Annotated in this window: 14 protein-coding genes; 13 read left to right on the top strand and 1 reads right to left on the bottom strand. The window is 68.2% G+C overall.

Going from position 1 to position 13891, the window contains the following annotated elements:
• The first annotated feature begins 112 nt into the window (after positions 1 to 112).
• The 13 genes from MLP_RS12870 to nusB all read left to right on the top strand — a co-directional run bounded on the left by MLP_RS12870 (position 113) and on the right by nusB (position 12107).
• The gene (locus tag MLP_RS12870; protein WP_013863537.1) at positions 113 to 1501 is read left to right on the top strand and encodes a replication-associated recombination protein A; all 1389 of its coding nucleotides are present in this window, start codon (positions 113 to 115) and stop codon (positions 1499 to 1501) included.
• Positions 1502 to 1555: 54 nt separating this feature from the next.
• Positions 1556 to 1957, top strand: coding sequence for a DUF948 domain-containing protein (locus MLP_RS12865; protein ID WP_013863536.1), 402 nt, complete (start codon positions 1556 to 1558; stop codon positions 1955 to 1957).
• Between the two features lie 3 nt (positions 1958 to 1960).
• Entirely contained in the window at positions 1961 to 2188 is a 228-nt protein-coding gene (locus MLP_RS12860) for a DUF6167 family protein (RefSeq protein WP_049804538.1), read from the top strand.
• A gap of 59 nt (positions 2189 to 2247) precedes the next feature.
• Positions 2248 to 4917 carry an alanine--tRNA ligase gene (gene alaS / locus MLP_RS12855; RefSeq protein WP_013863534.1) on the top strand — a complete coding sequence of 890 codons (2670 nt, stop codon included), beginning with the start codon at positions 2248 to 2250 and terminating at the stop codon, positions 4915 to 4917.
• Positions 4918 to 4953: 36 nt separating this feature from the next.
• Positions 4954 to 5442, top strand: a complete 489-nt coding sequence (gene ruvX, locus MLP_RS12850; RefSeq protein WP_013863533.1) for a Holliday junction resolvase RuvX — start codon at positions 4954 to 4956, stop codon at positions 5440 to 5442.
• A gap of 33 nt (positions 5443 to 5475) precedes the next feature.
• On the top strand, positions 5476 to 6588 hold the full coding sequence (gene mltG / locus MLP_RS12845; protein ID WP_041790025.1) for an endolytic transglycosylase MltG: 1113 nt from the start codon (positions 5476 to 5478) through the stop codon (positions 6586 to 6588).
• Positions 6578 to 7420 carry a shikimate dehydrogenase gene (locus MLP_RS12840; RefSeq protein ID WP_013863531.1) on the top strand — a complete coding sequence of 281 codons (843 nt, stop codon included), beginning with the start codon at positions 6578 to 6580 and terminating at the stop codon, positions 7418 to 7420. The genes mltG and MLP_RS12840 overlap by 11 nt, the downstream gene beginning before the upstream one ends.
• Before the next feature lie 142 nt (positions 7421 to 7562).
• Positions 7563 to 8762 (top strand): chorismate synthase, encoded by a 1200-nt coding sequence (aroC, locus tag MLP_RS12835; protein WP_013863529.1) that lies wholly within the window; start codon positions 7563 to 7565, stop codon positions 8760 to 8762.
• Complete coding sequence (locus MLP_RS12830; protein WP_013863528.1) at positions 8759 to 9283, top strand: shikimate kinase; 525 nt, start codon at positions 8759 to 8761, stop codon at positions 9281 to 9283. The genes aroC and MLP_RS12830 overlap by 4 nt, the downstream gene beginning before the upstream one ends.
• Positions 9280 to 10374 carry a 3-dehydroquinate synthase gene (aroB, locus tag MLP_RS12825; protein ID WP_013863527.1) on the top strand — a complete coding sequence of 365 codons (1095 nt, stop codon included), beginning with the start codon at positions 9280 to 9282 and terminating at the stop codon, positions 10372 to 10374. The genes MLP_RS12830 and aroB overlap by 4 nt, the downstream gene beginning before the upstream one ends.
• A gap of 34 nt (positions 10375 to 10408) precedes the next feature.
• Positions 10409 to 10942 (top strand): hypothetical protein, encoded by a 534-nt coding sequence (locus MLP_RS12820; protein ID WP_013863526.1) that lies wholly within the window; start codon positions 10409 to 10411, stop codon positions 10940 to 10942.
• Positions 10943 to 11007: 65 nt separating this feature from the next.
• Positions 11008 to 11571 (top strand): elongation factor P, encoded by a 564-nt coding sequence (efp, locus tag MLP_RS12815; protein ID WP_013863525.1) that lies wholly within the window; start codon positions 11008 to 11010, stop codon positions 11569 to 11571.
• Positions 11571 to 12107 carry a transcription antitermination factor NusB gene (gene nusB, locus MLP_RS12810; protein ID WP_013863524.1) on the top strand — a complete coding sequence of 179 codons (537 nt, stop codon included), beginning with the start codon at positions 11571 to 11573 and terminating at the stop codon, positions 12105 to 12107. The genes efp and nusB overlap by 1 nt, the downstream gene beginning before the upstream one ends.
• A 59-nt stretch (positions 12108 to 12166) precedes the next feature.
• Here nusB and MLP_RS12805 read toward each other — a convergent pair whose 3' ends face one another.
• The gene (locus MLP_RS12805; protein ID WP_231851302.1) at positions 12167 to 13723 is read right to left on the bottom strand and encodes an MFS transporter; all 1557 of its coding nucleotides are present in this window, start codon (positions 13721 to 13723) and stop codon (positions 12167 to 12169) included.
• Positions 13724 to 13891: the final 168 nt, after the last annotated feature.

Genomic DNA, 13891 nt, shown 5'->3' with positions numbered 1-13891 from the left:
CGGCCTGTCGCACCCCGAGTCGGGCGCGACACGCCGGGGTCTTGCCAATGAGAGTCAAATTCCCATCACGAAGAAATGTCGTGGTCGTGCATGAGCCTATGCTGGCCCCGCCATGAGTGAGGATCTGTTCGGTGGGCTGGTCGGCGCACCTGCGACACAGCCGACGACGGGCGGCAGCTTGGCCGACGCGCGCCGCGGAGATGACGCCGAGGACGATCTGAGCGGCCTGCCACTGGCGGTCCGGATGCGGCCGCGCACCCTGGACGAGATCGTCGGGCAGCAACATCTGCTGGCCCCCGGCTCGCCGCTCCGCAGGCTGGCTGCCGGGGAGCCGATGTCGGTGTTCCTGTGGGGACCACCGGGCGTCGGCAAGACCACCATCGCCGCGGTCGTCTCCCGCCAGACCGACTCCAAGTTCGTCGAGATCTCTGCGGTCACCGCTGGCGTGAAGGAGGTCCGGGCGGTCCTCGACCAGTCCCGACGCGACCTGCGGGTCGGCCGGCAGACCGTGCTGTTCGTCGACGAGGTGCACCGCTTCTCCAAGACCCAGCAGGACGTGCTGCTGCCGGCGGTGGAGAACCGGCTGGTCACCTTGATCGCGGCGACCACGGAGAACCCGAGCTTCTCGGTCATCTCGCCGCTGCTGTCCCGCTCGCTGCTGCTCACCCTCAAGCCGCTCACCGACGACGACATCTCCCGGCTGCTCGATCGTGCCCTGGTCGACCGGCGCGGTCTGCGCGACGCGTTCACTCTGACTGACCAGGCCAGGGCGACCATCCTGCGGCTGGCCGGCGGCGATGCCCGGCGCGCGCTCACCTATCTGGAGGAGTCGGCGGCGGGTGCGGCGGCCGTGGACTCCGCCGAGATCACCACCGACATCGTGGAGCAGGCCGTCGACAAGGCGGCCATCCGCTATGACCGCGACGGCGACCAGCACTACGACGTGATCAGCGCCTTCATCAAGTCCATCCGCGGCTCCGACGTGCAGGCTTCCCTGCACTATCTGGCCCGGATGATCGCGGCGGGGGAGGATCCACGCTTCATCGCCCGCCGGCTGGTGATCCTGGCCAGCGAGGACATCGGGCTGGCCGATCCGACCGCCCTGCTGACGGCGGTCGCCGCCGCTGATGCGGTCGCGTTCATCGGGATGCCGGAGGGCCGGATCAACCTCGCTCAGGCGGTGATCGCGCTGGCGTTGGCACCCAAGTCGAATGCGGTGATCACCGCGATCGACGCCGCCCTGTCCGATGTGCATGCCGGGAAGATCGGACTCGTGCCGCCGCATCTGCGGGACGCGCACTATTCCGGCGCGAAGGCGTACGGCCACGGCAAGGGCTACCAGTACGCGCACGACCATCCGCATGGCATCGCTCGGCAGACGTATCTGCCGGAGGAGCTGGCGGAGGCCCGCTACTACCAGCCCACCGACCACGGTGGCGAGGCTGCGCTGGCGACCCGGCTGGCACGAATAGAGCAACTGCTCGGGCGGGGCAAGGGGTAGGGTTCTCTATCGGTCCGCACTCTGGTCCGCTCCCGCACGCAAAGGAATCTCCCCATGACCCTTGGAGGCATCGCCGGCCTGATCGCCGCCATCGCCTTCGTCGCGCTGGTGGGGATGCTGGCCATCCCGTTGTGGAAGCTGGGCCGGGTGCTGGAGGAGCTCCGGTCCCAGGTCCATGATCTCGGCGAGGAGTCGGTCCCGATCCTGACCGAGCTGCAGGACACCGTGCGCACCACCAACAGCGAGATCGGCCGGATCGGCGAGGTGACCGAGGAGGTCGCCACGCTGAGCAAGAACGCGGCGTCGGTGTCGGAGAACGCGGCGCAGGTCAGCAGCCTGGTCACCCACGCGGTCGGCACGCCGATCATCAAGGTGCGTGCGCTGGCGTACGGGATCAAGGCAGGCTTCAGCGGTCGGAACGGCAGTTCTGCCGAGCTGGAGCAGAGGAAGGGCTGAGCATTGTTCGGACGCGTTTTCTGGTTCGCCGTGGGGGCTGGGGTCACGATCTATGTGGTGGTCAAGGCCCGCGACTACATCGCCCGGCACAGTCCCGAGGCACTGGTGGAGAAGGTGCAACACACGGTCGTCGACGCCGGCGGAGAGGCCAAGGCCTTCGTGGCCCGGGTCCGAGCTGCCACGGCCGAGCGTGAGGCGGAACTCCGCGAGACGCTCGGCCTGACCCAGTAGCCCACCGACCGGTTCACCCTCGACTCCGACCCGGGTCGAGATCAGCTTTGAGGACACACATGCAAACCGCCGAGATCCGGCGCCGCTTCCTGGATTTCTTCTCCGCGCGCGGCCATGAGGTGGTGCCGTCGGCGCCGCTGCTCTACAACGACCCAACCCTGCTGTTCGTCAACGCCGGCATGGTCCCGTTCAAGCCCTACTTCACCGGGGCCGAGCCGGCGCCGTACGCCCGTGCCACCAGCGTGCAGAAATGCGTCCGCACCCTCGACATCGAGGAGGTCGGCAAGACCACCCGGCACGGCACGTTCTTCCAGATGAACGGCAACTTCTCCTTCGGCGACTACTTCAAGGCCGAGGCGATCAAGTACGCCTGGGATCTGGTCACCACCTCGCAGGTCGCCGGCGGCCTCGGCTTCGATCCGGAGAAGGTCTGGGTCACCGTGCTGCACTCCGACGACGAGGCGGCGGCGCTGTGGTCCAACATCGCCGGACTGCCGGACTATCGGATCCAGCGGCGCGGGCTGAAGGACAACTACTGGCATATGGGCATTCCCGGCCCGGGTGGTCCGTGCAGCGAGATCTATATCGACCGCGGCTCGGAGTACGGGCCGGACGGCGGGCCGATCGTCGACGAGGACCGGTTCCTGGAGATCTGGAACCTCGTCTTCATGCAGGAGGAGCTGTCGGCGGTCCGCGCCAAGGAGGACTTCGATGTGGTCGGGCCGCTGCCGCGACCGAACATCGACACCGGCATGGGTCTGGAGCGGGTGGCGTACCTGCTGCAGGGCGTGGACAACCTGTACGAGATCGACGAGGTCTATCCGGTCATCGCCCGTGCTGCGGAACTGGCCGGTAATCGGTACGGCGCGAACCACGACGACGACGTACGGCTTCGGGTGGTGGCCGATCACGTCCGGTCGAGTCTGATGCTGATCGGTGACGGGGTGACCCCCGGCAACGAGGCGCGCGGCTACGTGCTGCGCCGGCTGCTGCGCCGGGTGGTCCGCTCGATGCGGCTGCTCGGGGTGGACGCACCGAGTTTCGCGGAGTTGTTCCCGGTCAGCAAGGACGCGATGAAGGGCTCCTACCCGGAACTCGAGACCGACTTCGCGCGGATCTCCGATATCGCGTATGCGGAGGAGGAGGCGTTCCGCGGCACCCTCAGCCAGGGCACCCACCTGTTCGACCTGGCGGTCACCGACGCGCGGTCGCACCACCAGTCCACCCTCTCCGGCGACCGCGCTTTCCAGTTGCACGACACCTACGGCTTCCCGATCGAGCTCACCCTGGAGATGGCGGGCGAGCAGGGTCTGGAGGTCGACGAGGCGGGGTTCCGGCGGCTGATGCAGGAGCAGCGGGACCGGGCCAAGGCCGACGCGCGCGCCAAGAAGGGGAGCGGCGTCAACACCGAGGTGTACGCGCGGCTCCGGGCTGCCGGCGAGACCCCGTTCACGGGGTTCGACACTCTCACCCAGGAGAGCGCGGTCCGCGGCATCGTTGCCGACGGCGAGCTGACCGAGGTCGCGCTGCCGGGCGACCAGGTCGAGATCGTGCTGACCGAGACCCCGTTCTATGCCGAGTCGGGCGGTCAGTCCGGCGACCACGGCGAGATCGTCACCGCCGACGGCCTGCGGCTGCAGGTCTTCGACGTGCAGCGACCGGTCAAGGGTCTGGTGGTGCACAAGGTGAAGATCGGCGAGGGCGAGTTGCGGACCGGCCAGACCGTGCAGGCCATCGTCGATTCCGACTGGCGGCTGGGTGCCTGCCAGGCGCACTCGGCGACCCACGTCATTCACGAGGCGCTGCACGAGATCCTCGGCCCGACCGCGCTGCAGGCGGGCTCGTTCAACCGGCCGGGTTATATGCGGCTCGACTTCCGCTGGAACCATGCCGTCAGCGACGACCAGCGGGCTCGGATCGAACAGTTGTGCAACGAGGCGATTCGGGCCGATCTCGGCGTCTCGGCGACGCTGATGCCGCTCGCCGAGGCGCGGTCCTCCGGCGCGATCGGCCTGTTCGGCGAGGTGTACGGCGAGATCGTCCGGGTCGTCGACATGGGCGAGGGTTGGTCTCGTGAGCTGTGCGCCGGCACCCACGTCGCACAGTCGGCTCAGGTAGGGCTGCTGGCCTTGAACGCGGAGTCGAGCGTCGGCTCGGGCATCCGCCGGGTCGAAGCGTTCGTCGGCATGGAGGCATTCCAGCATCTGGCGAAGGAACGGTCGCTGGTGATGGGTCTGGCCGACACCTTGAAGGTGCAGCCCGATCAGGTCGCCGACCGAGTCTCGCGGATGGTCGCGCAGCTGAAGGACGCCGAGCGGGAGATCGCGGCGCTGAAGTCGAAGAACCTGCTGGCCGGGGTCGATGCGATCGTCGCGACCTCCCACGACATGTGGGGGATCGGCTACATCAAGCACCGGGCCGACGGTGTGACCGGCAACGATCTGCGCAACCTGGTGCAGGAGGTCCGCAACCGGGTGGCGAGCACGGCGTCGGTGATCGCCGTGATCGGTGGCACGAAGGAGAAGCCTGCGGTGGTCATCGCCACCACGGAGGGCGCGCGGCATCGTGGCGCCAAGGCGGGCGAGCTGGTCAGGATCGCGGCACAGGCGCTGGGTGGACGTGGCGGCGGGAAGGATGACCTGGCGCAGGGCGGCGGCACGAATGCCGCCGGCATCGACCAGGCGTTCACCGACGTCGAGTACGCCATCGGCGCCATCGCCACGCAATAACTATGGTCGCGCTGCGCACATGACACGAGGTGACTTGTGACCGGGTTCCGGCCGGGGGCGCGGCTCGCTTTGGACTGGGGACAGGCCAGGATCGGGGTCGCGGCGTGCGATCCGGCGGGCACGCTCGCGTACCCGGTGGAGGCGGTGCCGGCCGGCGCGGGGGCGGTCTCCCGGATCGTGGGCCTGGTCGCCGAGTACGAGCCGATCGAGATCGTGGTCGGGCTGCCGCGGTCGCTCTCCGGTGGTGAGGGACCGGCTGCGGCTACCGTCCGTACTCAGGTCAGCGAGCTCGTTGCCGCCGTACGACCGCTGCCGGTGCGGCTGTTCGACGAGCGGCTGACCACCGTGACGGCCGCCCAGCGGCTGCGGGAGAGCGGTCGATCGGCCAAGAAGCAGCGGAGTCGGATCGATGCCGCGGCCGCCGCCGGGATCTTGGAACACGCGCTGGACAGCGAACGTCACCGAGGTATTCCACCAGGCGAGTTACTATCGGGCGCGGACGCGCCCGACTGGCAGGGGCACTGAGTCGAGCACCGAGGAGTACGCCGCGTGACATCCATGCTGGACCCGGATCTCAAGCCGAGCCCGGCCCGCGAGTTCGTGCACAAGGGGAAGGGCTGCCTAGCCGTTCTCATCGCGGTTGCCGTGCTGGCCTTCGGCGGCTACTTCGTCTACGACCGAGCCAGCGGCTTCCTCGCGAGCTGGGGCGAGGTCGCCGACTACCCCGGTCCGGGCAAGGATCAGATCACCGTCACCATTCCCGAGGGCGCCACGGTCAACCAGATCGGCGGCATCCTGGTCGACAACAAGGTGATCCAGTCCGCCGCAGCCTGGGACCAGGCGGTCAAGACCGAAGAGCGCTCGACCAGCATCCAGCCGGGCAAGTACTTGATGCAGACCGAGATGTCGGCGATCGACGCCCTCACCCTGCTCATCAACCCGGGGGAGTCCCGGATCCGGTCCCAGTTCACGGTGCCGGAGGGGCTGCGGCTGACCGCCCAAGTCGACACGCTGGTCAAGACCACCAAGATCAAGCGAGCGTCGTACGAGAAGGCGCTCGCCAATCCGAAGAAGCTGGGCCTGCCGTCGTACGCGAAGAACAAGCCCGAGGGTTTCCTGTTCCCCGACACCTATGAGCTCACCGAGCAGGCGACCGCGGCCTCGGTGCTGAAGCAGATGTCCGGGCGTTTCAAGGATGTCGCCAAGGAGGTCAAGCTCACCAGCCAGGCGAAGAAGCTGAAACGTTCGCCCCGGGATCTGGTGATCGTGGCCTCCATCTTGGAGGCGGAGGTGCGCGGTGAGGGCGACCGGGCGAAGGCGGCCCGAGTCATCTACAACCGCCTCGACAAGGGCGAGCCGCTCGGCTTGGACTCGACGGTCATCTATGCCGAGAACCTGAAGACCAACACCACCACGCCGAAAGATCGGGCGAGCAACTCGCCGTACAACACCTACAAGGTGAAGGGCCTGCCGCCGGGGCCGATCAACGCGCCCGGCAAGGCGGCCTTGGAGTCGGCAGCGAACCCGGCCGATGGCGACTGGATGTACTGGGTCACGGTGAACTACGACACCGGCGAGACCAAATTCGCCAAGACGCTGGCCGAGCACAACAAATACGTGAAGGAGTTCCAGGCGTGGTGCCAGGCGAAGCAGGGCCGTTGTGACAGTTGACGGTGTCCCAGCGGGAGCACAGCGACGCTGCGCGGTTGCCGGCTCGCCGATCGCCCATTCGCTCTCGCCGGCTCTGCATCACGCGGCGTACGCGCATCTCGGACTTGACTGGGAGTACGGGCGGCATGAGCTGGTGGCCGATCAGCTTGCCGGATTCGTGGCCGGCTGTGACCCCAGCTGGCGTGGATTGTCGATGACCATGCCGTTGAAGGAGGCTGCGCTCGAGCTCGGTGAGGTGGACGAGATCGCCCGACTCGCGATGGCCGCCAACACGCTGGTGTTCGAGGACGACGGGGCGCGACGGGTCTACAACACAGACGTCGGCGGACTGGTGAACGCGTTGACCGCGGCCGGTCTGCACGGCGTGCAGAGCGCAGTGATCCTGGGCACCGGAGCGACGGCACGGTCGACCGTCGTATCGCTCGCTCGGCTCGGGGTCCGCCGGATCACCGTGGTGGCCCGCACCCCGGCCAAGGCCCTGCCGCTGATCTCGTTGGCCGATTACTTGGGGGTGCAGCTGACCGTGCAGCCCTGGACAGATCCGGCGGTGGCCAGCGATCTGCTGATCTCGACCGCGGCCGCAGGCGCCGTCGACGACCGGGCTCCGGAGTGGGTCGCCGTCAATGCCGCGGTGTTCGACGTGATCTATGACCCGTGGCCTACCGTGCTCGCCCAGGCGGGTGCCGCGCAGGATCGGATCGTGCTGAGCGGGCTGGATCTGCTGGTGCATCAAGCTGTCCTGCAGGTCGAGCTGATGACCGGCTCCACCGTCCCCGCCGAGGTGCTGTACGACGCAGGCCGCACCGCCCTCGCTGCCAACTCCCCGGCCTGACTCCCGCCTAACCCCGGGATCTGCTCGATCTTGTGGGATCTGCTCGATCTGCAGATAGAGCGAAGCCGACAAACCCGAGCAGATCCGTGGGTGGGGTGGACGGTTGCGGCGGGCTGAGCGCGTGCGTGGAAAACTGGCCCGCATGCTCAGATGGCTGACGGCAGGTGAGTCGCACGGTCCGGCGCTGGTCGCGATCCTGGAGGGATTGCCCGCGCACGTACAGGTGACCAGCGGCGACATTGCAGACGCGCTTGCGCGCCGTCGGCTCGGTTTCGGACGCGGTGCGCGGATGAAGTTCGAGGCAGATCAGGTGACCATCCTCGGCGGCGTACGCCATGGGGAGACGCAGGGTGGACCAGTAGCCATCCAGGTCGGGAACACCGAGTGGCCCAAGTGGGAGACCGTGATGTCGGCCGATCCGGTGGATCCGGCGCTGCTCGAGGGCCGAGCCCGCAACGCTCCGCTCACCCGGCCGCGTCCGGGGCACGCTGATCTGGCGGGCATGCAGAAGTACGACTTCGACGAGGCTCGGCCGATCCTGGAGCGGGCCAGCGCGCGGGAGACCGCGGCTCGGGTTGCGCTCGGCCGGGTCGCCACCGGCTTCCTGCAGCAGGCGTACGGGGTCACGCTGCTCAGCCACGTCGTCGAACTCGGCTCGGTCGCCGCCCCGGCCGGCGGGGTGCTGCCGAGGTTGGACGACCTGGCGATCATCGACGGGGATCCGCTGCGTTGCTTCGACCGGGATGTCTCCGCGCAGATGTACGCCGAGGTCGAGGCCGCCCAGTCCGAGGGCGACACCCTCGGCGGGGTGGTCGAGGTCGTGGTCTGGGGACTGCCGCCCGGACTCGGCTCGCACGTGCACTGGGACCGTCGGCTGGACGCGCGGCTGGCCGGGGCGCTGATGGGCATCCAGGCGATCAAGGGAGTCGAGGTCGGCGACGGCTTCGAGTTGGCCCGCACCAGGGGCAGCCTGGCGCATGACGAGATCGTGCACGGCGACGACGGCATCGAACGGGCGTCGCACCGCGCCGGAGGCACCGAGGGCGGCATGAGCACCGGGGCAGTGCTGCGGGTCCGGGCGGCGATGAAGCCGATCGCGACCGTGCCTCGGGCGTTGCGCACCATCGACACGGCCACCGGCGAGGCGGCCGTGGCGCACCATCAGCGCTCCGACGTCTGCGCCGTCCCGGCGGCGGGTGTGGTGGCCGAGGCGATGGTCGCCCTGGTGCTGGCCGACGCCGCGATCGAGAAGTTCGGTGGCGACTCGGTGGCCGAGACCCGCCGCAACTTCGAGGCTTACCTGGCCGACGTCGCCGCCCGCGGCCTGCAGGTGGGGCGTTGACCGACACCGCGCGCGCAATCGAAGATCAGGCGATCGTGCTGGTGGGCGCATCCGGCTCCGGTACGTCGACGGTCGGCCGGCTGTTGGCGGCCGAGTTGGGCCGCGAGCACCTCGATGTGGACGCCGTGATCGCCCAGCGCGCCGGAAAGTCGGTCCCGGACATCTTCATCGACGATGGTGAGGCCGCCTTCCGGGCCATCGAGGAGAGCACCACGATCGAGTTGCTCGAGCGCCCCGCGGTCCTGTCCCTCGGCAGCGGGGCAGTGCTCTCGGAATCGGTTCGCGCGGCACTGCGGGGACGGCAGGTGTTCTGGCTGCAGGTGTCCGCGGGGACGGCCGCCGAACGGGTCGGGCTGACTGCCGCGCGACCCGTGGGCTTCGGGAATGTCCGAGGCCGGCTGATCCAACTCCTGAACCTGCGCGCCCCGCTCTACGCGGAGGTCGCCACCAGCTCGGTCGCCACTGATGACCACACTGCGGACGAGGTCGTCGGCAGGATCTTGGAAAGGCTGGGCGGATGAGTCGGGATCAGGTTGTCGAGGTCGCGGCCGAACGCCCGTACCAGGTCATCATCGGCCACCGACTGCACGACCGGATCCCTGGTTTGGTGGGCGAGGACGCGCGCCGGGCCGCCGTGCTGCACCCGCCGACCATGATCGAGGCGGCAGAGCGGATCGTGCACGCCTTGGACGTGTCCGGGATCGAACCGGTGCGCATCGACGTCCCCGACGGCGAGGCGGCCAAGACCGCCCAGGTTGCGGCGCGCTGCTGGTCGGTGCTCGGCACCGCCGGATTCACCCGGTCCGACGCGATCGTCGGCTTGGGTGGCGGGGCGACCACCGACCTGGCCGGCTTCGTCGCGGCGACCTGGCTGCGCGGCGTGCGGTATGTCGCCGTGCCGACCTCCCTGCTCGCCATGGTCGACGCGGCCGTCGGTGGCAAGACCGGTATCAACACTCCTGAGGGCAAGAACCTGGTCGGCGCCTTCCACGAGCCCGCCGGGGTCCTGTGTGACCTCGACACGCTGACCAGCCTGCCGCTGCCCGAACTGCGGTCCGGTCTGGCCGAGGTGGTCAAGTGTGGATTCATCGCCGATCCCGAGATCCTCTCGCTGATCGAAGCCGACCCGGCGGTGGCGCCGGACCCGGCCGGCGAGGTCATCGCGGAGCTGGTCCGCCGAGCTGTCCAGGTGAAGGCCGGCGTCGTCTCAGCCGATCTGCGTGAGGCTACTTCGGTGGGCACCAGGATCGGTCGGGAGGCACTCAACTATGGGCACACCTTCGGACATGCCATCGAACAGCACGAGCGCTATCGCTGGCGCCACGGCGAGGCCATCAGCACGGGGATGGTCTTCGTCGCCGAGCTGGCCCGACACGCCGGCCTGATCGACGACGCCCTGGCTGAGCGGCACCGCTCCATCCTGGCGTCTCTGCAACTGCCGACGAGCTACCGAGCAGGCACCTTCGAGGCACTCCGAGCGTTGATGGCAGTGGACAAGAAGTCGCGGGGCACGACCTTGAGGTTCGTCGTGCTCCATGGACTGGCTCGTCCGGCGATCCTGGCCGGGCCGGCCCCGGAACTGCTGGAGGCGGCCTACGCAGACATCTGCTGAGCCGGCATGAGCGAGCCGTCATGAGCGAGCTCGCATGAACTGGCGGCTGGTGACAGAGTTCTTCGCCTCGCTCGGGTATGGCGTGCTCTCCTCGATCGTGCCGGTGTTCAACTCCGAGGTCTATCTGCTCGCGACCCAGGCGCTCGGGGTCACCGCGGAGGTGACGGCGGCCATCGGTGCAGCCGTCGGCCAGACGATCGGCAAGGTGGTGCTGCTGTTCGTACTCCGGCACGGGACGAAGCTGCCATTCCTGCAACGCCAGCTGGAGCGAAGCCGGGAGCGGGCAGCCAGGAAGGCGCACGGGAAGCATCCCGGGCGGATCCGGCTGGCCTACCAGCGTTGGTCCAACCGGCTGCTGGAACTCATCGGGCATAGTCGCTGGGGACCGCTGATCGTCTTCTTGTCGTCGGCCACCGGGCTGCCACCCCTGCTGGCCGTGCAGTTCATCGTGCCGGCTACCAAGATGCCGACCTGGGTCTATACGGTGACGGTGCTGGTCGGCCGTTCGGTGCTGTTCTTGGCGATCGCCTTCGGCGCCAGCGCGATCGTCGCGCACCTGTGGCCCTGAGCGACTAGACTCTTGCGCTGGCCTGGTCAGGCCGCACGGACGAGAGCAAATGCGAAGGGCACGACGTGGCGTCGACGAATGATCTGAAGAACGGGATGGTGCTGGACCTGGACGGCCAGCTGTGGTCGGTGGTCTGGTTCCAGCACCACAAGCCGGGCAAGGGCAACACTGTCGTGCGGACCAAGCTCAAGCACGTGCTCTCGGGCAAGGTCGTCGACAAGACCTTCAACTCCGACACCAAGGTCGACACCGCCAACGTGGACCGCCGCGAGATGCAGTACCTCTACCACGACGGTTCCGGCTTCGTCTTCATGGATGTCACCACCTACGACCAGCTGAGCATCGCCGACGAGACCGTGGGCGACGCGAAGAACTACCTCCTCGAGGGGCAGACCGCAACGGTCGCGCTGCACGAGGAGAACCCGCTCTACCTCGATCTCCCGGCCTCCGTGGAGCTGGAGGTCACCTACACCGAGCCCGGGCTGCAGGGCGATCGGAGCACCGGTGGCACCAAGCCCGCCACCGTGGAGACCGGACTGCAGATCCAGGTCCCGCTGTTCCTGACCACCGGCGAGAAGGTCAAGGTCGACACCCGCACCGGCGAGTACCTCGGCCGCGTCGGCGCCTGATGACCGCGCGCACGACCCCCCCGGGCGGGGCGGCGGGAAAAGTCAAGAACGGCGGGACGGCGGGAAAAGTCAAGAACGGCGGGGCGGCGGGAAAGATGAAGAACGGCGGGGCGGCGGGAGGAGTCAGAAACAGCAGCACCCAGACCAAGGCCCGCAAGCGAGCTCTCGACGTCTTGTTCGAGGCTGAGCTACGCGAGACGGACCCGTTGGTCACGCTGGCCGAGCGCGCCGCCGACGCCGAGCCACCGGTTCGGGACTACACCCGGGAGCTGGTGCGCGGAGTGAACTCACACCAGGACACGATCGACGGGCGGATCGCCGAGGCGCTGGCTGCCGGTTGGTCGCTGGCACGGCTGCCGCGCGTCGACCGCAATCTGATGCGGATCGCGGTCTATGAGATCGACCACACCACCGTGCCGGACGCGGTAGCGGTCTCCGAGGCGGTCGGTCTGGTGGCGCAGCTGTCGACCGATGACTCACCGGCATTCCTCAACGGTGTGCTCGGCACGGTCGTCGCCACCAAATCATCGAGCTGAGCCCCAGGCGGGAGCCCCACTGACGATCAGGGCTTCGGGGCGATCAGGACTCCGGGCGATCAGGACTTCGGGCTCTCGGTCCGCAAGGTCACCGTCATCCGCAGGGGCACCTCGCGAATGAAGATCGTCGCGAGCAGCGAGACGACTGCGGCACCCGCGGCGATCAGGAAGATCAGTCCGGTGGCATCGCCGTAGGCGGCCCGAACGACCTGCAGCACCGGGCCGGGCAGCTTCGACAGGTCCAGATCACCAAGCCCACCGGCTTGGCCTCCATCGATGCCGAGTGCTGCCAGCCCCTGCACGATCAGGGTCTCCACCCGGTCGGCCAGCATCGCGCCGAGCACGGCGACTCCGAGGGCGCCGCCGAGCGAGCGGAAGAACGCGACGCTGGCCGACGTGGCGCCGATGTCACGGATGTCGACGGTGTTCTGCACGGCGAGCACCAGATTCTGCATCATGGCGCCGACCCCCAGGCCCATCAGTGACATGGCGATGCCGAGCAGCCACAACGGGGTGGCGTGGTCGATCGTGCCCAGCAGCACCAGTCCGGCGACCAGCACCGCGGCTCCGCTGACCAGGAACACCTTCCAACGGCCGGTCCGGCTGACGATCTGGCCGATCACGGTCGAGGAGAGCAGCATGAACGCCATCAGCGGGATGGTCAGCAGACCTGCGTGAGTGGGGCTGTAACCGCGGGCGAACTGGAAGTACTGGCCCAGAAAGGTCGTCCCGCCGAACAACGCGATGCCGACAGCGACGCTGGCCACGATCGCCAAGATCGCGGTGCGGTGCGCCAGCAGCCGCAATGGGACCAGTGGTTCCGGGGCTCTCAGCTCCCAGACGACCGTCAGCACGACGAGCACCGCGGTGGCGCCGAGGAGGGCTGCAGTCTGCCAGCTCCACCAGGCATAGTCGGCACCGGCGAAGGTCACCCACAGCATCGGCAGGCTGGTCGCTGCGGCCAGCAGGATGGCGCCGAGGTAGTCGATCCGGGGCTGACGGCGGATGTCGGGAACTCGCAAGGTGCGCTGGATCACGATCAGGGCGACCACCGCCAGCGGAACGCAGACGAAGAAGGTGGAGCGCCAGCCGAGGGCGGTGTCGACCAGCAGCCCGCCCAGGAGTGGTCCGGAGACCGTGCTGACCGCCATCACCGAACCCATGTAGCCGGCGTACCGGCCCCGCTCACGCGGCGCGATGATCGAGCCCATGATCGCCTGGACCAAGGCGGTGAGTCCGCCCATGCCCAGGCCCTGCACGACGCGCATCGCGAGCAGGAACGGCACGTTGGGTGCCAGGCCGGCCGCCACCGAGCCGGCGACGAAGATCACGATCGAGATCTGCACCAGCAGCTTTTTGTCGAACAGGTCGGCCAGCTTGCCCCAGATCGGGGTGGACACGGTGGTGGCCAGCAACGCCGCGGTGATCACCCAGGTGTACTGGCGCTGAGTGCCGTGCAGCTCTCCGATGATCGTCGGCAGTGCGACCGCCACGATGGTGGAGGACAGCAGGGCGGTGAAGAGGGCGGCCAGCAGGCCGGTCATGGCCTCGAGGATCTGGCGATGCGTCATGGCCCCGGGCTCAGCGGACCGAGCGGGATCGACAGTGGCAGTCACGTATGTCTCCTACGCAAGCAGCAGGGATCGACGGCAGCCTCTTTGCTTGCGTCATACAAACATTAGAGCAATGCAATGCATAGCGCAACTAAATATGGGTGATCGTTGTCACGTGTTCCGGTGATCGGCGAGGGAAGGTGTTCCGGGGCTGATAGTCTCGTTTGCGGT

The sequence above is a fragment of the Microlunatus phosphovorus NM-1 genome (genome assembly GCF_000270245.1).
In the GTDB taxonomy this organism is placed as follows: Bacteria; Actinomycetota; Actinomycetes; order Propionibacteriales; family Propionibacteriaceae; genus Microlunatus; species Microlunatus phosphovorus.
This window is presented reverse-complemented; position numbering and strand designations above follow the sequence as displayed.

Coding starts and splice junctions, on each gene's coding strand:
- mltG (WP_041790025.1), top strand. CDS start 5,476: ATGCTGGACCCGGATCTCAAGCCGAGCCCGGCCCGCGAGTTCGTGCAC.
- aroC (WP_013863529.1), top strand. CDS start 7,563: ATGCTCAGATGGCTGACGGCAGGTGAGTCGCACGGTCCGGCGCTGGTC.
- alaS (WP_013863534.1), top strand. CDS start 2,248: ATGCAAACCGCCGAGATCCGGCGCCGCTTCCTGGATTTCTTCTCCGCG.
- MLP_RS12865 (WP_013863536.1), top strand. CDS start 1,556: ATGACCCTTGGAGGCATCGCCGGCCTGATCGCCGCCATCGCCTTCGTC.
- MLP_RS12870 (WP_013863537.1), top strand. CDS start 113: ATGAGTGAGGATCTGTTCGGTGGGCTGGTCGGCGCACCTGCGACACAG.
- MLP_RS12820 (WP_013863526.1), top strand. CDS start 10,409: ATGAACTGGCGGCTGGTGACAGAGTTCTTCGCCTCGCTCGGGTATGGC.
- nusB (WP_013863524.1), top strand. CDS start 11,571: ATGACCGCGCGCACGACCCCCCCGGGCGGGGCGGCGGGAAAAGTCAAG.
- aroB (WP_013863527.1), top strand. CDS start 9,280: ATGAGTCGGGATCAGGTTGTCGAGGTCGCGGCCGAACGCCCGTACCAG.